Source organism: Streptomyces sp. ITFR-16, from assembly GCF_031844705.1.
Taxonomy (GTDB): Bacteria; Actinomycetota; Actinomycetes; order Streptomycetales; family Streptomycetaceae; genus Streptomyces.
This window is the reverse complement of the sequence record NZ_CP134609.1, coordinates 2709044-2731173: the sequence shown is the minus strand read 5'-3', so window position 1 is coordinate 2731173 and position 22130 is coordinate 2709044. Positions and strand designations below refer to the sequence as shown.

At 72.9% G+C, this 22130-nt stretch carries 17 protein-coding genes; 12 read left to right on the top strand and 5 right to left on the bottom strand.

Annotated features, from left to right (window positions below):
- Positions 1 to 131: 131 nt before the first annotated feature.
- Complete coding sequence (locus RLT58_RS11965; protein WP_132900069.1) at positions 132 to 773, bottom strand: TetR/AcrR family transcriptional regulator; 642 nt, start codon at positions 771 to 773, stop codon at positions 132 to 134.
- 168 nt (positions 774 to 941) lie between these two features.
- Complete coding sequence (locus RLT58_RS11960) at positions 942 to 1157, bottom strand: Rv3202a family protein (protein ID WP_311310378.1); 216 nt, start codon at positions 1155 to 1157, stop codon at positions 942 to 944.
- Positions 1158 to 1267: 110 nt separating this feature from the next.
- On the opposite strand from RLT58_RS11960, the gene RLT58_RS11955 reads away from it, so the two are divergent.
- The 12 genes from RLT58_RS11955 (at position 1268) to moeZ (ending at position 15983) form a co-directional block, all read left to right on the top strand.
- On the top strand, positions 1268 to 2230 hold the full coding sequence (locus RLT58_RS11955) for an alpha/beta fold hydrolase (protein ID WP_311310377.1): 963 nt from the start codon (positions 1268 to 1270) through the stop codon (positions 2228 to 2230).
- Positions 2215 to 3594, top strand: coding sequence for a DUF3152 domain-containing protein (locus RLT58_RS11950; RefSeq protein ID WP_311310376.1), 1380 nt, complete (start codon positions 2215 to 2217; stop codon positions 3592 to 3594). Before RLT58_RS11955 ends, RLT58_RS11950 begins: the two co-directional genes overlap by 16 nt.
- 158 nt (positions 3595 to 3752) lie before the next feature.
- Positions 3753 to 3848, top strand: a complete 96-nt coding sequence (locus RLT58_RS11945; RefSeq protein WP_311310375.1) for an Ms4533A family Cys-rich leader peptide — start codon at positions 3753 to 3755, stop codon at positions 3846 to 3848.
- 190 nt (positions 3849 to 4038) lie between these two features.
- Complete coding sequence (locus tag RLT58_RS11940; RefSeq protein WP_311310374.1) at positions 4039 to 5766, top strand: ABC transporter substrate-binding protein; 1728 nt, start codon at positions 4039 to 4041, stop codon at positions 5764 to 5766.
- Positions 5767 to 5768: 2 nt separating this feature from the next.
- Positions 5769 to 6752, top strand: coding sequence for an ABC transporter permease (locus RLT58_RS11935; RefSeq protein ID WP_311303381.1), 984 nt, complete (start codon positions 5769 to 5771; stop codon positions 6750 to 6752).
- Positions 6749 to 7738 carry an ABC transporter permease gene (locus RLT58_RS11930; protein WP_311310373.1) on the top strand — a complete coding sequence of 330 codons (990 nt, stop codon included), beginning with the start codon at positions 6749 to 6751 and terminating at the stop codon, positions 7736 to 7738. The genes RLT58_RS11935 and RLT58_RS11930 overlap by 4 nt, the downstream gene beginning before the upstream one ends.
- The gene (locus RLT58_RS11925; RefSeq protein ID WP_311310372.1) at positions 7735 to 9372 is read left to right on the top strand and encodes a dipeptide ABC transporter ATP-binding protein; all 1638 of its coding nucleotides are present in this window, start codon (positions 7735 to 7737) and stop codon (positions 9370 to 9372) included. Before RLT58_RS11930 ends, RLT58_RS11925 begins: the two co-directional genes overlap by 4 nt.
- Positions 9373 to 9563: 191 nt before the next feature.
- The gene (locus RLT58_RS11920; RefSeq protein WP_311310371.1) at positions 9564 to 11363 is read left to right on the top strand and encodes a DUF3492 domain-containing protein; all 1800 of its coding nucleotides are present in this window, start codon (positions 9564 to 9566) and stop codon (positions 11361 to 11363) included.
- A gap of 88 nt (positions 11364 to 11451) precedes the next feature.
- Positions 11452 to 12780, top strand: a complete 1329-nt coding sequence (locus RLT58_RS11915) for a hypothetical protein (RefSeq protein WP_311310370.1) — start codon at positions 11452 to 11454, stop codon at positions 12778 to 12780.
- Positions 12781 to 12923: 143 nt separating this feature from the next.
- Complete coding sequence (locus RLT58_RS11910; protein WP_311310369.1) at positions 12924 to 13889, top strand: NAD-dependent epimerase/dehydratase family protein; 966 nt, start codon at positions 12924 to 12926, stop codon at positions 13887 to 13889.
- Positions 13877 to 14719 (top strand): spherulation-specific family 4 protein, encoded by an 843-nt coding sequence (locus tag RLT58_RS11905; RefSeq protein ID WP_311310368.1) that lies wholly within the window; start codon positions 13877 to 13879, stop codon positions 14717 to 14719. The genes RLT58_RS11910 and RLT58_RS11905 overlap by 13 nt, the downstream gene beginning before the upstream one ends.
- An 85-nt stretch (positions 14720 to 14804) precedes the next feature.
- On the top strand, positions 14805 to 15983 hold the full coding sequence (gene moeZ / locus RLT58_RS11900) for an adenylyltransferase/sulfurtransferase MoeZ (protein ID WP_311310367.1): 1179 nt from the start codon (positions 14805 to 14807) through the stop codon (positions 15981 to 15983).
- A gap of 58 nt (positions 15984 to 16041) precedes the next feature.
- On the opposite strand, the gene RLT58_RS11895 is transcribed toward moeZ, so the two are convergent.
- The 3 genes from RLT58_RS11895 to RLT58_RS11885 form a co-directional block, all read right to left on the bottom strand.
- Positions 16042 to 17631 carry an alpha/beta hydrolase gene (locus tag RLT58_RS11895; RefSeq protein WP_311310366.1) on the bottom strand — a complete coding sequence of 530 codons (1590 nt, stop codon included), beginning with the start codon at positions 17629 to 17631 and terminating at the stop codon, positions 16042 to 16044.
- Between the two features lie 71 nt (positions 17632 to 17702).
- Positions 17703 to 19307: an alpha/beta hydrolase gene (locus RLT58_RS11890; protein WP_311310365.1), complete on the bottom strand. Its 1605-nt coding sequence runs from the start codon at positions 19305 to 19307 to the stop codon at positions 17703 to 17705.
- Positions 19308 to 19384: 77 nt separating this feature from the next.
- Positions 19385 to 22111 carry a lysylphosphatidylglycerol synthase domain-containing protein gene (locus tag RLT58_RS11885; protein WP_311310364.1) on the bottom strand — a complete coding sequence of 909 codons (2727 nt, stop codon included), beginning with the start codon at positions 22109 to 22111 and terminating at the stop codon, positions 19385 to 19387.
- Positions 22112 to 22130 lie beyond the last annotated feature (19 nt).

The following is a 22130-nucleotide window of genomic DNA, read 5'->3' as shown; positions in this document are numbered from 1 at the left end:
GGCTATGTCCCTCCGACGGTCAGTCCCTGCGCGGTGAACCGCGCCGTACGCAGCACACATTAGCCCGCTGAGGGGAGCCGTCAGGGTGCCGTCCGCAACGCCCGCAGCGAACACGGCCGCCGGACGCCCGCTCAGTGCTGGTCGATGCCGTGCAGCGGGAAGCCCGCGATGCCCCGCCAGGCCAGCGAGGTGAGCAGCTGGACCGCCGTGTCGCGCGGAATGGCGGACCGGCTGGAGAGCCAGTAGCGGGCGACCACCTGGGACACCCCGCCGAGGCCGACCGCGAGGAGCATCGACTCCTCCTTGGAGAGGCCCGTGTCGCCCGCGATCACGTCGGAGATCGCCTCGGCGCACTGGAGCGAGACCCGGTCGACCCGCTCGCGCACGGCGGGCTCGTTGGTCAGGTCCGACTCGAAGACCAGCCGGAAGGCCCCGCCCTCGTCCTCGACGTACGCGAAGTAGGCGTCCATCGTCGCGGCCACGCGGAGCTTGTTGTCCGTGGTCGAGGCCAGCGCCGTGCGCACCGCCTGGAGCAGTGACTCGCAGTGCTGGTCCAGCAGGGCCAGATAGAGCTCCAGCTTGCCCGGGAAGTGCTGGTAGAGCACCGGCTTGCTGACTCCGGCCCGCTCCGCGATGTCGTCCATCGCGGCCGAGTGGTAGCCCTGCGCGACGAAGACCTCCTGCGCGGCTCCCAGGAGCTGGTTGCGTCGGGCGCGGCGGGGCAGGCGAGTGCCCCGCGGGCGCGCCGCCTCGGTCTGCTCGATGGCTGTCACGCCGCCTCCCAAATTCGTGGTCCGACCCAGCCGTTCCGTGCACGCTGCGCCATACCGACATCGTACTTTTGGGTAACCCCGGTATGCGCGGCGCGGACGCAGAATTTCACGTACCGGACGAGTGCGGTAGCCACAGATTCCCCGGGCTCGGGCGCAGAGCGGGACGTATCAGCGGTAATCGTCCTCGTCCTGGGGCACGACGCGGGCCTGGTCCGCCGCGTCCGCCTCGTCCGCGCCGTTCGGGTCGAGGTCCGTCAGCGGTTCGTCGGTCCCGGGACGCAGGTCCGTCTGCTGCTCGGCGGCGTCCGCCTCGGGCGTCTCCTGGCCGGGTTCGTCCGGCTGGACGTCCTCGAAGGTCTCCGGGTCGCTGGGGTCGACCGTCATGGTGTCTCCCTTCCTTGCTCCGACCCAAGCATCTACCCGCCGGGGCCACTACGCGATCTGTGACGGCGAACACATGAACCAGTGCGTGATCGTCTCGTAACATTGCCCGCATGTCTTCGACCGAGCTGCCGGGAGTCCGCGCCGCCGCCGCGGTGTCCCCCACGGTGAGCGCCGTCCGGGTCGCGGAGGGGGAGAAGCTCCGCTCCGCGTCGCTGCCCGGGCTGACGCTGAACGTCCGTTCGCGGCCCCCGGGGCGGACCGGACTGCCGCCCGCCCTGTTCGTGCACGGGCTCGGCGGCTCCTCGCAGAACTGGTCGGCGCTGATGCCGCTGCTGGAGGACGTGCTGGACTGCGAGGCGGTCGACCTGCCCGGTTTCGGGGACTCCCCGCCGCCGGACGACGGCAACTACTCGGTGACCGGCCACGCCCGTGCGGTGATCCGCTTCCTGGACGCCGAGGGGCGCGGCCCCGTCCATCTGTTCGGTAATTCCCTGGGCGGCGCGGTGTCCACCCGGGTCGCCGCGGTCCGCCCCGACCTGGTGCGCACCCTGACCCTCGTCTCCCCCGCGCTCCCCGAGATCCGGGTCCAGTGGTCGGCCGCGCCCACCGCCCTGCTCGCCGTTCCGGGCGTCGTATCCCTGTTCTCCCGGATGACCCGGGACTGGAGCGCGGAAGACCGCACCCGCGGTGTCATGGCACTCTGTTACGGCGATCCGGCACGGGTCTCCGAGACGGGCTTCCGCGACGCGGTGGCCGAAATGGAGCGTCGGCTGGAGCTGCCGTACTTCTGGGACGCCATGGCGCGCTCCGCCCGTGGCATCGTCGACGCGTACACACTGGGCGGTCAGCACGGGCTGTGGCGCCAGGCCGAGCGGGTGCTCGCACCGACCCAGCTCATCTACGGCGGACGGGACCGGCTCGTCTCGTACCGGATGGCACGCAGGGCGTCCGCGGCATTCCGCGATGCGCGTCTGCTGACACTGCCCGACGCCGGGCACGTGGCGATGATGGAGTACCCGGAGGCGGTCGCCCAGGCGTTCCGGGAACTGCTCGACGAATGCGGCGGGAGCTGATCCGGGGCGTGGGACGACACAGCCGAAAGGGCCCTGCGCCCAGGGCGCCCGAGACCGGGCCGGCCGAGGGCGACGCGGGTACGGGGCGCGAGGCCCCGCAGCCCGCCGTCGGCAGCGGCCGGCGCAGACGGCCGGGCGACCGGCCCGCTCCGGGCACCGACGGCCACACCCCGTTCCAGGGCACGCCCCAGGTGCGCGGCGGCCACCCCGAACAGCGCGAACCCGGCGGCGGCTGGGGCACCGGCCCGATCGGCCGGTACACCGAGCGGCCGGGGCCGGGGCGCATCGGCCCCCAGGCGTCCGGCCCCGGACGGCCGCAGACGCCACAGGAGCCGCATCCTTCGCAGCCTCAGCAGGCGGCCGGGGCCCGGCCGTTCATACCGGGTCCGCGGCGCGAGTTCGTCGAGGCCTTCGACAGCCCGCCCGCACCGCCCGCGCCGCGCCGGCCCCTGGCGGACACCCCGGCCGACCCCTACCGCTCCGTCACCGAGTGGGACGAGCGGCCCCCCGGTGACGGCGACGAGGAGGCCCCGGCGCCCGCCAGGGAGCCCCGGGGCGGCAAGGGCCGTACGTTCACGGGCATCGCCGCCGCCGCGGTGACCACCGTGCTCGCGGTCGTCGTGGCCGGCCAGGTCGCCCATGACGGCACCGGCCGCAGCGGCAGCGCACGGGCCGCCGGAGTGGACCGGGACGGCGGCGACAACGCCTCCCGCTCGGACAGCAGGACCACGCCGTCACCCGAGGCGGCGGCGGTCAGGCCTCTTTCGTATGAGCAGAAAATGGCCAAGCCCTATCCGCTGGCGCCGAAGCTGACGGCCTCGGGGAAGTTCGAGACCGTCCCCGGCGCGGCGAAGGCGCCGGGCAAGGGGCACAAGTACCGCTACCGGATCGACGTCGAGAAGGGGCTCGGGCTCGACCCGGCGCTGTTCGCCGAGGCGGTCCAGAAGACCCTGAACGACGACCGCAGCTGGGCGCACCACGGCGACATGACCTTCGAACGGATCTCGCGGGGCGAGCCGGACTTCGTCATCACGCTGGCCAGCCCCGGCACCACGGGGGAGTGGTGCCGGAAGTCGGGTCTGGACACGACCGAGGACAACGTCTCCTGCGACTCGGCGGCCACCGAGCGCGTGATGATCAACGCCTACCGCTGGGCCCAGGGCTCGTCGACCTTCGGACCGGACAAGCTCTTCTCGTACCGCCAGATGCTGATCAACCACGAGGTCGGCCATCGGCTGGGTCACAACCATGTGAGCTGCGGCACGAAGGGCGCACTCGCGCCGGTGATGCAGCAGCAGACCAAATCGCTGGATATCGACGGCATCAAGTGCCGCCCCAACGCCTGGGTGTACCCCACTGGTTGAGACCGCCGCGCAGGTCGCGGAGGCTGCTCCCCGCCGTCCCGGCACGGGCCGGCGGGAGCGGCCGGGCGGGACGGCCCCCGGGACCGGCTGTCCACATGGCGAGATAGCCGTCTCACATTGCGTTGACATCGTGGCGGCGGTCACCCATATTTCTCGGCATGTCACGCAGCCCCGTCACCTTCGATCGCGCCACCATTGAGCTGGCGCTCATCGGCGTGACCGGGCACAGCGTCGCCGACGTCGACTGTTGCTGACGCCCGCCCCCGCGCGCGTCGGCCCCCCGTCCCGGCCCCGAAGGCCCGGACCCCCTTCCCCGAACGCCGCGCCGGGCGCACTCCGTCCGCAGGCGCGGCAGTCATCGGTCCTCAGCTCATGTCTCTCGTCGCCGCCTGCGCGGAATCTTCTGTTCCACATCCAGGCAGTTCTCCGAGAGGTCACCTTCCGATGCGTCAACCGTCCGTCATATCGCGCCGCGTAGCAGCGGCCGCCGCAGTACTCGCCGTGGCCGCGGGAGCCGCGGCCTGCGGGCCCGAGGGCAGCAGCAAGGGCAGCGACGACACCTCCGGCGCGGCGGGCGCGCCCAAGAAGGGCGGCACGCTGACCGTCCTCAACAGCGCCCCGCAGGAGGACTTCGACCCCGCCCGCCTCTACACCTCCGGCGGCGGCAACGTCCCCTCCCTCGTCTTCCGCACCCTCACCACCCGCAACCGGGAGGACGGCGCGGAGGGCGCCAAGGTCGTCCCCGACCTGGCGACCGACCTGGGCAAGCCCAGCAAGAACGCCACGGTGTGGACGTACACCCTCAAGGACGGCCTGAAGTACGAGGACGGCACGGCGATCACCAGCGCCGACATCAAGTACGGCATCGAGCGCTCCTTCGCCGCCGAACTCTCCGGCGGCGCGCCCTATCTGCGCGACTGGCTGATCGGCGGGGCCGACTACCAGGGCCCGTACAAGGACAAGAAGGGCCTCGACTCGATCGAGACGCCCGACGCGAAGACGATCGTCTTCCACCTCAACAAGCCCGAGGGCGAGTTCCCCTACCTCGCCACCCAGACGCAGACCACCCCCGTACCGAAGGCCAAGGACACCGGCACCAAGTACGAGGAGCACCCGCTCTCCTCCGGCCCGTACAAGGTCGTCAGGAACGAGGGCGACGGCGAGCGCCTCGTCCTGGAGCGCAACACCCACTGGTCGGCCGCCACCGACGAGGAGCGCAAGGCCTACCCGGACCGGATCGACGTCCGCTCCGGCCTCGACTCCGCCGTCATCAACCAGCGGCTGTCCGCCTCCCAGGGCGCCGACTCCGCCGCCGTCACCACCGACACCAACCTCGGCCCGGCCGAACTCGCCAAGGTCTCCGGCGACAAGAAGCTCGCCGCCCGTGTCGGCACCGGCCACTTCGGCTACACGAACTACATCGCCTTCAACCCGAAGGTGAAGCCGTTCGACAACCCGAAGGTGCGCCAGGCCATCTCCTACGCCGTCGACCGCTCCTCCGTGGTCAACGCCGCCGGCGGCTCCTCGCTCGCCGAGCCCGCCACCACCTTCCTGCCCGACCAGAAGTCCTTCGGCTACACGCCGTACGACGCCTTCCCGGCCGGGAAGAACGGCAACGCGGCCAAGGCCAGGGAGCTGCTGAAGGAGGCCGGCTACCCCAAGGGGCTGACCGTCACCCTCACGCACAACAACGAGAAGAACTTCGCCACCAGCCCGGAGATCGCCACCGCGCTCCAGGAGGCGCTGAAGAAGGCCGGCATCACCGTCAAGCTCCGCGGCCTGGAGTCCAACGCCTACTCGGACACCGTCTACAACGTGAAGACGGAGCCCGGCTTCTTCCTCGGCGGCTGGGGTGCCGACTGGCCGTCCGGCGGCCCGTTCTTCGCGCCGATCTTCGACGGACGCCAGATCGTCAAGGCCGGGTACAACTTCAACTCCGCCCAGTTCGACGACGCCTCGGTCAACAAGGAGATCGACGAGATCAACAAGCTGACCGACCTGAGCGCCGCCGCCAAGCGCTGGGGCGCCCTCGACAAGAAGGTCGGTGAGCAGGCGCTGACCGTGCCGCTGTTCCACCCGGTCTACAAGCGCCTGTACGGCAAGTCCGTCAAGAACGTCGTGATCAGCGACTGGACCGGCGTGCTCGACATCTCGCAGGTCGCGGTCAAGTAACCATGGCCGAAGCACTGCTGGTCAAGGAGGCGGGGGCCGTCGAGGCCCCCGCCTCCGGGGCCCATCCGTTCTGGCGCCGGCTGCGCGCCCGGCGTGCCGCCCTCGTGGCGGCCGCCGTCGTCGCCCTGCTGGTCCTCACCGCGCTCGCCGCACCGCTGCTCGCGGGCATCGAGGGCCAGAACCCCACCACGTACCACCCGGACCTCGTCGACTCCGCGACCGGCGGGGTCCCGCTCGGCTCCTTCGGCGGGATCAGCGCCGATCACTGGCTGGGCGTCGAACCGCTCACCGGCCGCGACCTGTTCGCCCGCGTCGTCCACGGCGCCCGGGTCTCCCTCGGCGTCGCGCTCGGCGCCACCCTGCTCCAGGTGATCGCCGGAGTCCTCGTCGGGCTGGCCGCCGGACTCGGCAACCGCTTCGTCGACCAGGCGCTCAGCCGGATCACCGACGTCGTCGTCGCCCTGCCGGTCATGGTGATCGCGCTCGGCGCGCTCGCCGTCGTCCCGCCCGGCTTCCCCCGCCCCGTCCTGATCGCCGTCGTCGTCGGCCTGATCGGCTGGTCCGGCATCTCCAAGATCGTGCGCGCCCAGACGCTCTCCCTGAAGTCCCGCGACCATGTCGCCGCCGCCCGGCTCAGCGGCTGGGGCTCCTGGCAGATCGCCCGGCGCGAACTGCTGCCCTCGCTGGCGGCGCCCGTCATCACGTACGCCGTGCTGCTCTTCCCGTCCAACATCGTCGTCGAGGCGGCCCTGTCCTTCCTCGGCGTCGGCATCAAGCCGCCCACCCCGTCCTGGGGACAGATGCTCAGCGACGCCGACACCTGGTACCAGGCCGCGCCCACCTATCTGCTGATCCCGGCCCTGCTGCTCTTCGTCACCGTGCTCGCGCTCACCGTCCTCGGCGAGGGCGTGCGCACCGCGCTCGACCCGCGCGCCGCCTCCCGGCTGCGGATCGGCACCGGCGCCAAGAAGGAGGCCGGAGCATGAGCCTGTTCCTGCTGCGCCGCATCGGCGGGGCGCTCTTCGTCCTGCTCGCCCTGAGCGTCGTGGTCTACGCCGCCTTCTACGTCGCCCCCGGCAACGTCGCCCAGATCGCCTGCGGCCCGCGCTGCTCGCCCGCCCAGGTCGCCCAGGTCAGCGAGCAACTGCACCTGGGCGACCCGGTGTACGTGCAGTACGCGCACTTCCTGCAGAGCCTGGTCGCCGGGCGCGACTACTCCACCGGCACCGGTGTGGTGCACTGCGACGCCCCCTGCCTCGGGCTCTCCTACCAGAGCGGCCAGCAGGTCACCCAGCTGATCATCGCCAAGCTGCCCGCCACCGCCTCGCTCGCCGTCGGCGCCTTCGTGCTGTGGATGCTGCTCGGCGTCGGCACCGGACTGCTCTCGGTGTGGCGGCGCGGCCGGGCCACCGAGCGCATCCTCACCGGCATCACCCTCGCCGGCATGGCCACGCCCGTCTTCGTGATCGGCCTGCTGCTCATCATCATCTGCGTCACGGCGCTCCAGATCCTGCCGTTCCCGGACTACGTCCCGCTCACCGAGAACCCGGAGCAGTGGGCCTGGAACCTGGTGCTGCCCTGGATCTCGCTGGCGCTCGTCTCCGCCGCCCCGTATGCCCGCATGACCCGCGCCTCCATGCTCGAGACGCTGGCCGAGGACCATGTGCGCACCTTCAGGGCGTACGGGGTCAGCGAGCGGGCGATCGTCGGACGGCACGCCCTGCGCGGGGCGCTCGCGCCGGTGATCGCGCTCGGCGCACTCGACATCGGCTCGATGTTCGGCGGCGCCGTGCTCACCGAGTCCCTCTTCGGGATCCCCGGCGTCGGCCGCGAACTCGTCGAGGCCGTCAAGCAGGTGGACCTTCCGGTCGTCGTCGGTCTGGTGCTCGTCACCGGCTTCTTCGTCGTCCTTGCCAATGCCGTCGCGGACATCCTCCAGGCGATGGCCGACCGACGGGTGGTGCTGTCATGAGTCTGGTCGAGGTCACCGATCTCACGATCTCCTTCGGCGACGTCCACGCGGTGCGCGGGCTGTCCTTCTCGCTGGAGAAGGGCGGCGCACTCGGCGTCGTCGGCGAGTCCGGCTCCGGCAAGAGCGCCTCCGCCTACGCCCTGCTCGGCCTCCACCGGGGCACCGGTGCCAAGGTCGGCGGCTCGGTCCGGGTCGCGGGCGTGGACGTCCAGGCCGCCGGGGACGCCGAACTGCGCGGGCTGCGCGGCGCGAAGGCCGCCATGGTCTTCCAGGACCCGCTGTCCTCGCTCGACCCGTACTACGCGGTCGGCGACCAGATCGCGCAGGTCTACCGGGTCCACCACCGGGCCTCCCGGCGGGCGGCCAGGGCCCGGGCCGCAGAGGTGCTGGACCGGGTCGGGATCCCCGACGCGGTGCGCCGCTCCCGGTCCCGGCCGCACGAGTTCTCCGGCGGGATGCGCCAGCGCGCGCTGATCGCGATGGCGCTGGCCTGCGAGCCGCAGCTGCTCATCGCGGACGAGCCCACGACCGCGCTCGACGTCACCGTCCAGGCCCAGATCCTCGACCTGCTGCACGACCTGCGCCGCGAGACCGGCATGGGACTGCTGCTGGTCACCCACGACGTGGGCGTGGCGGCCGAGTCGGTGGACGAGGTGCTCGTCATGCGTGACGGCCTCGCGGTGGAACGCGGACCGGTCGCCGACGTGCTCGGCGCGCCGCGCGAGCCGTACACCAGGGCGCTGCTGGCCGCCGTCCCGCGCATCGCGCCCGCGGCGGAGCGGAGCGCGTTCGAGAAGAGTGCGCCGGAGCGGACCGCGCCGGAGAAGAGCGCCGGCGCGGACGGGCACGACGCGGCCGGCGAGGGCAAGGTGCTGGTCGAGGCAGACGCCGTGCGGCAGGTGTTCGGCCGGGGCAGGTCCGCGCCGGCCGCCGTCGACGGGGTCTCCCTCACCGTCCGCCGGGGCGAGACGCTCGGCATCGTCGGTGAGAGCGGCAGCGGCAAGACCACCCTCGGGCGGATGCTCGTCGGACTGCTGGAGCCCACCTCCGGATCGATCACCCGGGTGGACCGGGTGCAGATGGTCTTCCAGGACCCGGTCTCCTCGCTCAACCCGCGCCGCTCCGTGGGCGAGTCCGTCGCCGACCCGCTGCGGGCACGCGGCGAGCGCGACGAGGGCGTGATCCGGGCGCGCGTCCGGGATCTGCTGGAGCGCGTCGGGCTCGACCCCGGGCAGTACGACCGCTATCCGCACGAGTTCAGCGGCGGACAGCGCCAGCGCGTCGGGATCGCCCGCGCGCTGGCCGCCGAACCCGAACTGATCGTCTGCGACGAGGCGGTCTCCGCCCTCGACGTGACGACGCAGGCCCAGGTGACCGCCCTGCTCGCCGCACTCCAGCGGGAGCTGGGGCTCGCGCTGGTCTTCATCGCCCACGACCTGGCCGTCGTACGCCAGGTCAGCGACCGGGTCGCCGTCATGCGGCAGGGCCGGATCGTCGAGGAGGGTCCGGTGGAGCAGGTGTACGGCGACCCCCGCGACCCGTACACCAAGCAGCTGCTGGCGGCCGTGCCCGCGCTCGACCCGGCTCTCGCGACGGTGCGCCGCGCGGCCCGCAAGGAGCTGGCCGCAGCCTGACCGTGAGTGACCCACTGTCTCTATAGCGCGACAGAACGCTACCGGGGCGGGAAAGTTACGACGGTTCACCCCTTTCGGTGGCGCGACGGACAACCGTCCGTCGCGCCACCGGCGTATCCGCTTACGGTCGTCCCGCTGCGAGTCGCCGAAACCAACGGCGGCCGCTCACAAGGGAGATCGGGGGTGTACTCGTGCGGATCGGACTGCTCACCGACGGTGGTTACCCGTATGCGACGGGTGAGTCCAGACTCTGGTGCGACCGTCTGGTGCGCGGGCTCGCGCAGCACGAGTTCGATCTCTTCGCGCTCAGCCGCAGTGCCGAGCAGGAGGCGCAGGGCTGGGTGCAGCTCCCGGCCCAGGTCAGCCGGGTCCGGACGGCCCCCCTGTGGACGGCCGACGAGGACACCCTCGGCCTGCACGCCCCCAGACGGCTGCTCGCACGGCTGCTGACCGGCGGGGGCGTGCGGAGTTACGGACGGCGCGAACGGAGGCGCTTCGTCACCCACTTCACGGCGCTCGCCACCTCGGTGTGCGCGGCGGGCGCGACCGGCGGCGAGCAGGACGAGCGGGGCGAGGGCGCGGACGCGGCGGCCGGCGAGGACGCCGCAGCCGCCCGGGCGGCGGACGCGCGCTTCACCGAGGGCCTCTACGGACTCGCCGAACTCGCCTGCGAGCACGGCGGACTGCCCGCCGCCCTGCGCTCCGAGACCGCCGTGCGGATCCTGGAGGCCGCCTGCCGCGCCCCCGGCACCGGGCGCACGGTCCAGACCGCCACCGTCCCCGACCTCCTCGCCTTCACGGCGGAGCTCGACCGGGTGCTGCGTCCCCTCTCCCTCGACTGGTACGACGAGGAGAGCCTCGGGGCGGTCGACCTCTGCCACGCCACATCCGGGGGCGCCGCCGCCCTGCCGGGGCTGTTGGCCAAACGCTTCTTCGGGGTGCCGCTGCTGGTCACCGAGCACGCCGTGCAGCTGCGGGCGCACTACCTCGCGGCGACCGGCAGGCCGGTGAGCGCCCCGGTGCGCGCGCTGCTCGCCAACTTCCACGGCAGGCTCGCCACCGAGGTGTACCGGCAGGCCGCGCTCATCACCCCCGGCAACACCCACGCCCGCCGCTGGCAGGAGCGCTGCGGCGCGGAACCCGCCAAGGTGCGGACGGTGTACCCCGGCATGGAGTCCGGCCGGTTCGCCGCGCTGGGCGAGAGCGAGGACGACGGCGGCCCCGACACCCTGGTCTGGGTCGGCCGGATCGAGCCCGCCAAGGACCTGATCGCCCTGCTGCACGCCTTCGCCGAGGTCCGCAGGGCCGAACCCGACGCCCGGCTGCGGATCATCGGCGCGCCGGCCCAGGGCCACGAGGGCGCCACCTATCTCGCGCACTGCCGGGCGCTCGCCGCCCAGCTCTTCCCCGACGAGGCCGCGGACGCGCACGCGGTCGGCGACAACCCGGTCTCCTTCGAGGACATCGGCGACGCCGACGTACCCGATCTCGCCCAGGCGTACGCGGCGGGCGGCGTGGTGGTCCTCTCCAGCGTGGTCGAGGGCTTTCCGATCAGCCTGGTCGAGGCGATGTTCTGCGGCCGGGCCACCGTCTCGACGGATGTCGGCGCGGTCGTCGAGGTCATCGGCGGCACCGGGCTCGTGGTGCCCCCGCGCAACCCCCGGGCGCTCGCGGACGCCTGCCTCGCGCTGCTGCGCGACCCGGAGCGCCGTGCGCGCCTGGGCGCGGCGGCCCGCGCCCGCGCCCTCGAACTCTTCACCGTCGAACAGAACCTCGCGGCATTTCGCGGCATTTACCTGGAGCTGATCGCCCAGGCGCCGGTCCGCAGGGCGCCGGCGCCGGTCGCGGGCAGCGGCGGCCCCCGCCCCTTCGCCACCCCGCCGGAGGCCCATGTCCTCGGCCTGTGGCCCGACGAGGACTTCGGCCCCGAACCGGACGAGCGCACCCCCAGCTGGGCGGGCGCCCGCGGTGCGGGGGACGGCGATGTGTGACCAGGAGACGGCCGCACCGGGCCGCACGGACCGAACGCAACCGCCCGGCGCCCCGGGTGACCCAGGCGAACCACACGGAGGAACGACGATGCGCCGCCCGACCGAGGTGCCCGAGGCACCCGGCACCCCCCTGACCGCCGCCGCCCTGGAAGCCGCCCTGGAGGCGGTCCGGGAAGAGGCCGCACAGCAGGAGCCGGTACGGGAGGCGGCGCCCGAACCCGCGCACGGGACGGCGGCAGCGGATACGGCGGACACGACGGCAGCGGACACCGGGGCGGTCGACGACCGCCCCGCCCCCCGGGCCCCCGAGGTCGCCGCCGCCGCTCCGGCGCGCCGGCTCACCACCGGCCGGCGCGGCCCCGCCGACCCCGTGAAGTCCCTCATGCACCGCCACCGCGAGCTCTGCGAGCGCGCCGTCGACCCGCTGGAGATCGCCGCCGGTCTGGAGGCCCACGGGGTCACCGACCGCACCGCCGCCCGCTACCGGCACCGCGATGTGTTCTCGCTCGCCGAGGAACTCTTCGCACGGGTCCCCGGAGTCGCGGGGGACCCCGTCGCCGCCGCCTCCGCCACGGCGCGCGACATCGAGACCCGCGCCGCCTGGTCGCTGCGTGCCCTGCTCCCGGGCGCCGCCTGCCTCGCCACCTTCGTCGCCCTCCGCCTCACCGACGGAGTGCTCGGCGGCGACGCCCGGCTCGCCGTCGGCGCCGGCGGCGCACTCCTCGCGCTCATCGGGCTCGCGCTCGCCCTGCGCACCGGCCCGCTCGGTGCCGACGGACGGGCCTCGGCCACCGCCAACCTCTGCGCCTGCTGGCTGCTCGGCTATGTCCTGTACGGCAACGCCCTGCTCGACCAGGTCCTCACCGGCGGACCCGAAGGCCCCTGGACGCTGACCCCCGCACCCCTGCTCGGGCTCGCCGTCGCGGTGGCCCCCGCCGCCTGGTGCGCCCACCTCTTCTCCGTGCACGCCCACCGCAAACTCAACGGCAGCCGCGCACTGGAGGAGTTCGCGGCGGGCGTGCGCCCCCTGCTCTTCGGCGCCGTGGCGTTCTTCCTCTGCGTCCTCGCCGGGCTCCTCTACCTGGCCGATCTCGGCATCGCGGGCGGCGGCGCCCCGGTCGGCGCCGCCGCCCTCGGGGTGCTGCTCCTGCTGGCCCGGCTCCTGACCGTCCACGGTTTCCCCGAGCCGGCCGCCACCGGACTCGCCGCCGCCTGCGCCGTCGAGGCCGCCGCCCCCGCCCTGGTCCTGGGCGGGCGGCTGCCCGGACTCGACCCGCTCGCCCGCCCCGTCCGCGCCCTCGTCGAGGCGGGGGGCACCGGCGCCGTGCCCGCGCTGGCCTGCGGCGCTGCGGCGCTCGGCCTGCTCACCACCGCCACCGTCGCCCTCTCCCGGGCGTCCGCCCACACCGCCGCCTGACCACCGACGTATCCCCAGAGCCCCGCGGAGCCGACGCCGCGGGTCCCGTCCCGTACCGCCCGCAACTGCCTCAAGGAGAAACCGGACATGACCCCCCAATACCCCGCACCGGCAGCCCGCCGTCGGCACCGAGGGGGCGCGCGATGAGGGTGCTGCTGCTCGGAGCCAACGGATTCATCGGCCGGTTCGTGGCCGACCGGCTGCTCGCCGACCCCGCCGTCCACCTCACGGCGCTCGGCCGCGGCGACGACGCCGACGTCCGGTTCGACCTCGCCGGCGGCAGCCCCGGAGCGCTCACCCGCTTCCTGGACGCCGTCCACCCCGGGGTCGTCGTCAACTGCGCCGGCGCCACCCGGGGCGGGGCCCGCGACCTCACCCGGCACAACACCGTCGCGGTCGCCACCGTCTGCGAGGCGATGCGGCGCAGCGGCTGCACGGCCCGGCTGGTCCAGGTCGGCTGCTCCTCGGAGTACGGGCCCTCGCAGCCCGGCTCCTCCACCGCCGAGGACGCGATCCCGCGCCCCGGCGGGCCCTACGGCGTCAGCAAGCTCGCCGCCACCGAGCTCGTCCTCGGCTCCGGCCTCGACGCGGTCGTCCTGAGGGTCTTCTCACCGGTCGGCCCCGGCACCCCGGCCGGCTCGCCGCTGGGCCGGCTCGCCGAGGCGATGCGCCGGGCCATGCAGTCCGGCGACGGCGAGCTGAAGCTCAGCGGCCTCGGGGTGCAGCGCGACTTCGTCGACGTCCGCGACGTCGCCCGCGCCGTGCACGCCGCCTCGCTCTCCGCCGCGCAGGGCGTCGTCAACATCGGTACCGGCCGGGCCGTGCGCCTGCGGGACGCCGCCGCCGTCCTCGCCAAGGTCGCCGGCTACGCGGGCGCGCTCCATGAGCTGGACACGCCCCCCGCCCGGCTGCCCATCGGTGCCCCCCGCACCTCCACCGAGTCGGTGATGGAACACCTCTCGGCCACCCCGTCCCCCTACCCGGACGGCTGCGGCGCCTGGCAGCAGGCCGATGTCCGCACGGCCCGGGACCGGCTCGGCTGGCGCCCCCGGATCAATCTGGAGGAGTCCCTCGCCGACATCTGGATGGAGGCGGCATGCCGCATCTGACCAGTACCGGAACCGCCCGCCGGACCAGCGGCGCCGAGCAGTTCGGCTTCGGCGTCCCCGGCTATGCGCACCCGCTGCTCGCCCCGGCCGAGTGGGCGGAACTCGCCCGCCCCGGCACTCCGTTGCACTGGGCCGTCCTCAACATCGACAACGGCCCCGGCACCCGGCCCGACCCGCACTGCCTGGAAGCGGCCGGCCGGCTCCGTAACGCCCGCGAGCGCGCCCTGCACGGCGCCGAACCCCTGGACTCCGTGCGCGCCGCGGGCGGCAGGCTCCTCGGGCAGCTCGACCTGGCCCACGGCGCCCGGCCCTTCGACGAGCTGATCGCCGACGCCCGGGCGTTCCTGGACTGGTACCGGGTGGACGGCTTCTATCTGGACCGCTGCCCGGCCGACCGTGCCGATCTCCCCTCCGTACGCCGTCTCACCGGCACGCTCTCCGCGTTCCTGGAGGACAGCGACAGCGGGCAGGACGGCGGGCACCTGGTGCTGGGCCACGACACCCACCCGTATCCGGGCTATGCCGAGGCCGCCGACCAGCTGGTCACCTTCCGGGGCGCCTGGACCGACTACCGCTGGTCCCAGGTCGCGGAGTGGACCGCCGCCTACCCGCCGTGCCGTTTCGCCCACTTCGTCCACGGCGTGCCGCGCAGTCATCTTGAGGAGGCGATGCGCATCGCCCGCTGGCAGGGCGCCGGGACGATCTTCTTCACCGACCGCACCGGGCACCCGGATCCGGCCAACGGGCGCGGACAAACGGATCCATTCGCGACACCGCCCAGGTACTGGGACGAAATCGTCTCGCGGATCGGACCCGGTATCTCGGAATGAGAGGGGGCGTGGCAGTGTTACCGCAAGAACAACCGTACGTAGCTGAAGTACGTAGAAACCGACCACCTGCATTGTTGAGGTTCCTGTGTCGCTGCCACCCCTGGTCGAGCCAGCTGCTGAGCTCACCGTCGACGAGGTCCGCAGGTACTCCCGCCACCTGATCATCCCGGATGTCGGGATGGACGGGCAGAAGCGGCTGAAGAACGCGAAGGTGCTCGTCGTGGGCGCCGGCGGGCTCGGTTCGCCGGCGCTGATGTACCTGGCCGCAGCCGGTGTCGGCACGCTCGGCATCGTGGAGTTCGACGAGGTCGACGAGTCGAACCTGCAGCGCCAGATCATCCACAGCCAGTCCGACATCGGCCGCTCCAAGGCGCAGTCCGCCAAGGAGTCCGTGCTCGGCATCAACCCGCTGGTGAATGTGGTCCTTCACGAGGAGCGGCTTGAGGCCGAGAACGTGAAGGAGATCTTCGCCGCGTACGACCTGATCGTGGACGGCACGGACAACTTCGCCACCCGCTATCTCGTCAACGACGCCGCGGTGCTGCTGAACAAGCCGTACGTCTGGGGCTCGATCTACCGGTTCGACGGCCAGGCGTCCGTCTTCTGGTCCGAGCACGGCCCCTGCTACCGCTGCCTCTACCCGGAGCCGCCGCCCCCCGGCATGGTCCCCTCCTGCGCCGAGGGCGGTGTCCTGGGTGTGCTCTGCGCCTCCATCGGCTCCATCCAGGTCAACGAGGCCATCAAGCTGCTCGCCGGCATCGGCGACCCGCTCGTCGGCCGGCTGATGATCTACGACGCCCTGGAGATGCAGTACCGCCAGGTCAAGGTCCGCAAGGACCCCGACTGCGCGGTCTGCGGCGAGAACCCCACCGTCACCGAGCTCATCGACTACGAGGCCTTCTGCGGCGTCGTGTCCGAGGAGGCCCAGGAGGCGGCGGCCGGCTCCACGATCACTCCCAAGCAGCTCAAGGAGTGGATCGACGCGGACGAGAAGATCGAGATCATCGACGTCCGTGAGCCGAACGAGTACGAGATCGTCTCGATCCCCGGCTCCCGGCTGGTCCCGAAGAACGAGTTCCTGATGGGCAACGCCCTCCAGGACCTCCCGCAGGACCGGCGCATCGTCCTGAACTGCAAGACGGGTGTCCGCAGTGCGGAAGTCCTCGCGGTCCTGAAGTCCGCGGGCTTCGCCGACGCGGTGCACGTGGGCGGCGGCGTGATCGGCTGGGTCAACCAGATCGAGCCCGAGAAGCCGGTGTACTAGAACACCTCGAAGGGGCCGGTCCGCACCACGCGGACCGGCCCCTTCGGCGTCTTTGGCGCTACGAGCAGGTCGTGCCGTCCGCCGGGACCTTCCCGTCCAGGAAGTAGGCGTCCACCGTCGACGTCACACAGGTGTTGCCGCCGTAGGCGCCGTGTCCCTCGCCCTTGTTGGTGAGCAGGACGCCGACGCCCTTGCCCAGCTCGTCGGCCATCTTGCGCGCCCCCTCGTACGGCGTCGCCGGGTCGCCCGTCGTCCCCACGACGAGGACCGGACCGGCACCGGGCGCGCTCGCCTCCGGGGTGTCGTGCTCGCCCTTCACCGGCCAGCCGGAGCACCAGCCCGCGGTGTCCCAGGCCAGGAACGGCCCGAAGACCGGGGACAGCTTCTCGAACTCGGGCAGCAGCGCCTTCGCTTCCGCCGCCGTCGGCCTGGCCCTGCTGTCCGCGCAGGAGATGGCCCGCTGCGAGTGGTTCTGGGTGTCGTAGTGGCCGTTCTCGTCCCGGCCGTTGTACGAGTCGGCCAGCCGGAGCAGCGTGGCGCCGTTCCCGCTCTCCGCCTCGTCCAGCGCCTGGGTGAGCGCCGGCCAGCTCTGCTTGGAGTAGAGGGGCGTCACGATGCCCGTGACCGCCAGCGACTCGTTGAGCCGGCGGCCGGTCCCGGTCGGCAGCGGCTCCCTGTCGATCCGCTTCAGCAGGGCGGCGATGCGCCGGGTGCCGGCCTTCGGGTCCTGGCCGCGGTCCTTGAGGTAGTTCTCCAGCGCCCGCTGGAAGCCGGTCGCCTGGTTGCGGGCGTGCCCGGTGGTGTCCGCGGTCGGGTCGACGACGGCGTCGAAGACCGTACGCCCGACGTTCCCCGGGAAGAGGTGGGCGTAGGTGCCGCCCAGCTCGGTGCCGTACGACATGCCGAAGTAGGTCAGCTTCCGGTCGCCGAGCACCTCGCGGATCAGGTCCATGTCCCGGGCGGCGTTCGTCGTGCCGACGTACGGGAGGACCTTGCCCGAGCGGCGCGCGCAGCCGGCTCCGAAGCCGGCGCCGTCCTTCATGAACGCCGTCTCCTCGGCCGCCGTGTCCGGGGTCATGTCGACCTTCCGGTAGGCGCTCTCCTGCTCCCCGTCGGTGCGGCACCGCACCCCGGCGCTCCGGGCGACCCCGCGCGGGTCGAACCCGACCAGGTCGTAGCGGGTGTTGAGCGTCCCGTACGAGGCCGCGGCGCGGGGCAGTATGGAGACACCGGAACCGCCGGGGCCGCCGAAGTTGAACAGCATCGAGCCCAGCCGCCGGCCCTTGTCCCGGGCCTCCTTGCGGACCAGCGCGATCCCGATCGTGTCGCCGTCCGGCTTCGCGTAGTCCAGTGGGACCCGGGCCGTCGCGCACCGCCACGCCGAGCCCGGCGCGCTGTCGCCCTCGGGCGCCTCGCAGCGCTTCCAGTCGAGGTGCTGCGAGGTGAGCGAGGCGGGCAGGGCCGGGAGCTGCGGCTCGCCGCTCGCCCCGTCCGAGGGCCTGGCGGACGGCGACGCGGGCGAGGAGGCGGTGGAACCCTCCGCCCGCTCGCCCGGCTTGTCGTCGCTGCCCTTGTCGCAGCCCGCGAGCACCCCCGTCAGCAGCAGCGCGGCGGCGGCCAGCGCCCCGGCCCGTGCGTGTGCGACCACGTGTACGTCCCTCCCCGTTGCGACTGCCGGTCCGGCAGTGCGGCCCATGGTAGGCGTGGGGCCGATGGGACCTATCCGCAGACCGTGCCCCCGGCCGGGACCTTGCCGTCGAGCAGGTAGCCGCCCACTGCCTTCTGCACACAGGCGTTGTTGCTGTTGTACGCGCCGTGGCCCTGGCCCTTGTACGTCATCTCCACGCCGACGCCCTCGCCCAGCTTCTCCGCCATCGCCTTGGCGCCCGCGTACGGGGTGGCCGGGTCGCCGGTGTTGCCGATGACGAGAATGGGGGCGGCGCCGGGGGCGCTGACGTCCGGGGTCTCCCAGGTGCCGTCGACCGGCCAGCCGGTGCATGCCATCAGGCCCCAGCCCAGGTAGTCGCCGAAGACGGGTGAGGCCTCCCGGAAGGCGGGGAGCTTCTCCTTCGTCTGGTCCAGCGTGAACCGCTCCTTGGAGTCGGCGCAGCTGATGGCGGTGAAGGCCGCCGCCGAGTTGTCGTAGCGGCCGTCCTCGGCGCGGCCGTTGAGCGAGTCGGCGAGCGCGAGGAGCAGCGCGCCGTTGCCGCCGTCGGCCTCGTCCAGGCCCTGTTCCAGCAGCGGCCAGGTCTCCTTGGAGTAGAGGGCGGCCGCGATGCCGGTGGTGGCCTGGGTCTGCGTCAGCTTCCGCGTGCCGAGCCCCCGTACGGGCTTCTTCTCCAGCCGGCCGAGGAGATCGGTCACGCCCTGTTCGATCTCGTCGGCCGTGGAGCCCGGCAGCTTGCAGGCGTCGCCGCGGTCGACGCAGTCCTTCGCGAAGTTGTCCAGGGCGAGCTGGAAGCCCTTGGCCTGGCCGAGCGAGGACTCCTCGGCGTCCTCGGTCGGGTCGACGACCGCGTCCAGGACCGACCTGCCCACGTTCTTGGGGAACAGGTGCGCGTACACACCGCCGAGTTCGGTGCCGTACGAGATGCCGAAGTAGTACAGCCGGTCGTCCCCGAGCACCTGGCGCATCAGGTCCATGTCCCGGGCGGCGTTGGTGGTGCCGACGAAGGGAAGCTCCCTGCCGGAGTTCTTCTCGCAGGCGGCGGCGTACGTCTTGGTGTCGTCGAGGAACGCCTTCTCCTCCGCCGCGTCGTCCGGGGTGCCGTCCTGCTGGAAGCGGGCGTCGAGCTGCTTGTCGCTCTCGCACTCCACCCCTTCGCTGCGGCCGACGCCGCGCGGGTCGAAGCTCACCAGGTCGTAGCGGGTGCGGAGCTTGTCGTACTCGGTGCCGAAGGCGGGCAGGGTGGCGACGCCCGAGCCGCCGGGGCCGCCGAAGTTGAAGACGAGCGAGCCGATCCGCTTCTTCTGGTTGATCGCCTTCGCCCGGATGAGGGCCAGCGCGATGGTGCCGCCGTCGGGCTTCGCGTAGTCGAGGGGGACCTTCATGGTGGAGCACTCCCAGGTGGCGCCGCCGGGCAGCGGGGAGGGCGCCTTTCCGCCGCCCTGCGCCTGGGAGGGTGCGGGGCAGGAGGTCCACTTCAGCTTCTGGGCGGCGAGCCCGGACGGGCTGCCGGTGGCGGCGTTCGCCGCGCGCGGCGGGCTCGTCGTCGACGGGTCGGACGCGTCCTTGTCACCGCCGTCCGAACAGCCGGTGAGGGGGAGCAGCACGGTGACGGTGGCGGCGAGGGCCGCGGCGCGCAGGGCAGGGGAGGTCCGCATCGCTCCATCGTGCGGCGGGGGCGGGGAGGGTGCACGGGGCGCCGGTCCAACTGGGTGGCCCCTGCACGCGGGTCGGTCTAGAGCTCGCCCTTGCGGGTCAGGTGGTTGAAGCAGAGCCAGCCCGGCAGGACCGGCAGCCACAGGGTCATCAGCCGGAACAGCAGCACGGCGGGGGCCGCGACCTCCTTCGGCAGGCCGACCGCGATCAGACCCAGCGTCAGCGCACCCTCGACGGCGCCCATCCCGCCCGGCGTCGGGGCCGCCGACCCCAGCGCGTTGCCGGCGAGGAAGACCACCGCGATGCTCGCGTAGCTCAGATGCGGGGTGTCCGGGCCGCTGAACGCCCGGATCGACGCGTCCAGGCACATCACGAACAGGCCGGTCAGCAGCAGCATCCCGCCGATGCCGGTGAGCAGCTTCTGCGGACGCTGCACGACGTCGAGCATGCGCGGCACGACTCCGGCGAACAGCGAGCGGACCCGGGTGACCACGAACTTCCGCAGGAACGGGATCGCTGTCACGACCAGCACCAGCACGGCGACGGTCAGCAGGCCCGCGATCACGGTCCTGGACGGGGTGAGCGAGGACGGGGTCTTCTCGGTGCCGGTGAGATAGCCGAAGGTGCCCAGCAGCAGGATGTGGCAGCCGAGGCCGAACAGCTGGGAGGCCCCGACGCTGGCGACCGCGAGCCCCGGGCGGACCCCGGAGCGCTGGAGGAACCGGGTGTTCAGCGCGACGCCGCCCACCGCGGCCGGGGCCACGATCTTGACGAACGACCCGGCGACCTGGGCCACCACCGTCTTGCGGAACGGCACCCGCTCGGGCACGAAGCCCAGCAGGCTCATCGCGGCCGCGACATAGCTGAGCGCGGAGAAACCGAGCGCGGCTGCCACCCAGCCCCACTCCGCCTGCTCGACCACCGCGCCGAAGTCGGCCTCGGTGACCTGCGAGATCAGGAAGTACGCGGCGATGGCGCCGGCGATGAAGCTGAGCAGGGTGCGCGGCTTGATGCGTTCGAGACGGACCGGCTCGACCGGGGCCTGCGGCCGGATCAGCAGCACCTCGCGGCGGATCTGGGTGAGCAGGTCCTCCTCGCGGGCCTCGTCCAGCGCGTCGTCCATGGCGCGCTTCTCGGCCTGCTTCTCGGTGCGCAGCGACTTGCGTGCCGCCTTGCGGCCGCCCTTGGACAGCTCGGCGTCCTCGGCCCTGGCCCGCTTGGCGGCGTCCGACGCGTCGAGGACGGCCTCGCGCTCGCGCTGCGAACGCTCGCGGGCGAGCCGGCGCAGCTGCGCCCGGGTGGAGCGGCTGAGCGCGATCGGCTGGAGCAGCGGCAGACAGTCCGCGACGGCGTCCGGGCCGAGGACCGCCAGCGCGGCCGCCACGGCGCGCTCGGCGCCGATCCGCAGCCCGGTGGTGGTCAGCAGCTGGGCGATGTCCATGCGCAGGACCAGGTCACCGGCCGCGATCTCGCCGCCGCGCAGATCCGTGACGAAGACCTTGCCAAAACGATCCACCAGGATGGCGTCACCGGTCAGTCTGCGGTGCGCGATCCGCCGCGACTGGAGGGCCTGCACCTGACGCCAGGCGCCGCGCACCAGGTCGTCGGTGATCTCGGTGTCCTCCAGCGCGTCCAGGGAGCGCCCGCCGATGTGCTCGTACACCAGCATCACGGCGTCGGGGCCCAGCTCGGAGGTGGCGATCAGCTTGGGGGCGTTGGCCCCGGCGGCGATCGCCGCGTACGCGAGCAGCGCCTCCTGCTCCAGCGCCTGGCGCAGCGACTGGATGGACCGCCGCTGGGTGATGCCGCGCAGGGTGAGCCTGCGCCACACCCGGTAGAAGAAGCCCTGGGCCTGCTGCTCGCGGTCGACGACCGTGACATCGAGCGGAGGCCCGTCCTCCAGCGAGACCAGATAGCGGCGTCCCCGGTCGCTCTGGTCGCCGGAGTCGGGGGCGTCCTCGGCGCGCATGGCGGTGACCGGCCGGAAGCCGACGTGGCGCAGCCCGGCCATCAGGTGCTGGCCGGTGGGCCGGACGTTCGGCGAGCCGACCGCGTACAGCGTGCCGTACGCCACCGTCCAGCCGATCAGCACCGTCAGGACGATGGAGAACGGGGTGGTGTAGCCACCGACCAGCATGGCGAACGCGTCCAGGAGCAGCACCACCCACAGCACGACCCGCCAGCGCGGCCGTCTCGCCATGCCGACCGCCGTCATATAGGCGATCACCGGGGCGAGGTAGCCGTGGACGGGATCGGTGAGCGCGTCACCGGGCTGCGGCTGGGTCAGCGCGTCCTGGATGGTGCCGGAGGCCGACTTGGCGACCCACAGGTCCGTGGCGAGCGTCACCCCGTGCGCCAGCACGGCGGCCAGCACACCGTCGGCGATCCTCAGCCCGTCGCGTTTGATCAGGCGCTCGATGGCGAAGGCGACCGGGACGAGCAGCACCGCGATGCTGGAGACCAGACCGGCGAGCTTGATGAGCAGATCGGGCGCCTGGCCGGTGCCCTTGTTGATGTCCTGTTCGAGCCCGGTGGTCGTGCCGTGGGCGAAGGCGGCGACGGAGAACAGCACGACGACCGCCAGCACCCCGATGAGGAGCCGCAGCAGGTCGGAGGGGCGGTGCACCCGGGCGGGAAGCAGGGGTTCGTCCCCCGAGACGCGCTCGGCCGGCGCCTCGTCGGAGGTCGAGAGCGTCGAGCCGGCCAGATGCCCGGAGGGGATCTCCGCGCCCGCGTCCGGCTCCTGCCGGGCCCCGTCCGGGCGCGGCTCGGCATCAGAGGCGTCGGCCGCCTTGGGTGGCTGCACGCCCTGCTCCTTCGTCGCC

Coding starts and splice junctions, on each gene's coding strand:
- RLT58_RS11960 (WP_311310378.1), bottom strand. CDS start 1,157: ATGACGGTCGACCCCAGCGACCCGGAGACCTTCGAGGACGTCCAGCCG.
- RLT58_RS11955 (WP_311310377.1), top strand. CDS start 1,268: ATGTCTTCGACCGAGCTGCCGGGAGTCCGCGCCGCCGCCGCGGTGTCC.
- RLT58_RS11950 (WP_311310376.1), top strand. CDS start 2,215: ATGCGGCGGGAGCTGATCCGGGGCGTGGGACGACACAGCCGAAAGGGC.
- RLT58_RS11945 (WP_311310375.1), top strand. CDS start 3,753: ATGTCACGCAGCCCCGTCACCTTCGATCGCGCCACCATTGAGCTGGCG.
- RLT58_RS11940 (WP_311310374.1), top strand. CDS start 4,039: ATGCGTCAACCGTCCGTCATATCGCGCCGCGTAGCAGCGGCCGCCGCA.
- RLT58_RS11935 (WP_311303381.1), top strand. CDS start 5,769: ATGGCCGAAGCACTGCTGGTCAAGGAGGCGGGGGCCGTCGAGGCCCCC.
- RLT58_RS11930 (WP_311310373.1), top strand. CDS start 6,749: ATGAGCCTGTTCCTGCTGCGCCGCATCGGCGGGGCGCTCTTCGTCCTG.
- RLT58_RS11925 (WP_311310372.1), top strand. CDS start 7,735: ATGAGTCTGGTCGAGGTCACCGATCTCACGATCTCCTTCGGCGACGTC.
- RLT58_RS11915 (WP_311310370.1), top strand. CDS start 11,452: ATGCGCCGCCCGACCGAGGTGCCCGAGGCACCCGGCACCCCCCTGACC.
- RLT58_RS11910 (WP_311310369.1), top strand. CDS start 12,924: ATGAGGGTGCTGCTGCTCGGAGCCAACGGATTCATCGGCCGGTTCGTG.
- RLT58_RS11905 (WP_311310368.1), top strand. CDS start 13,877: ATGCCGCATCTGACCAGTACCGGAACCGCCCGCCGGACCAGCGGCGCC.
- RLT58_RS11890 (WP_311310365.1), bottom strand. CDS start 19,307: ATGCGGACCTCCCCTGCCCTGCGCGCCGCGGCCCTCGCCGCCACCGTC.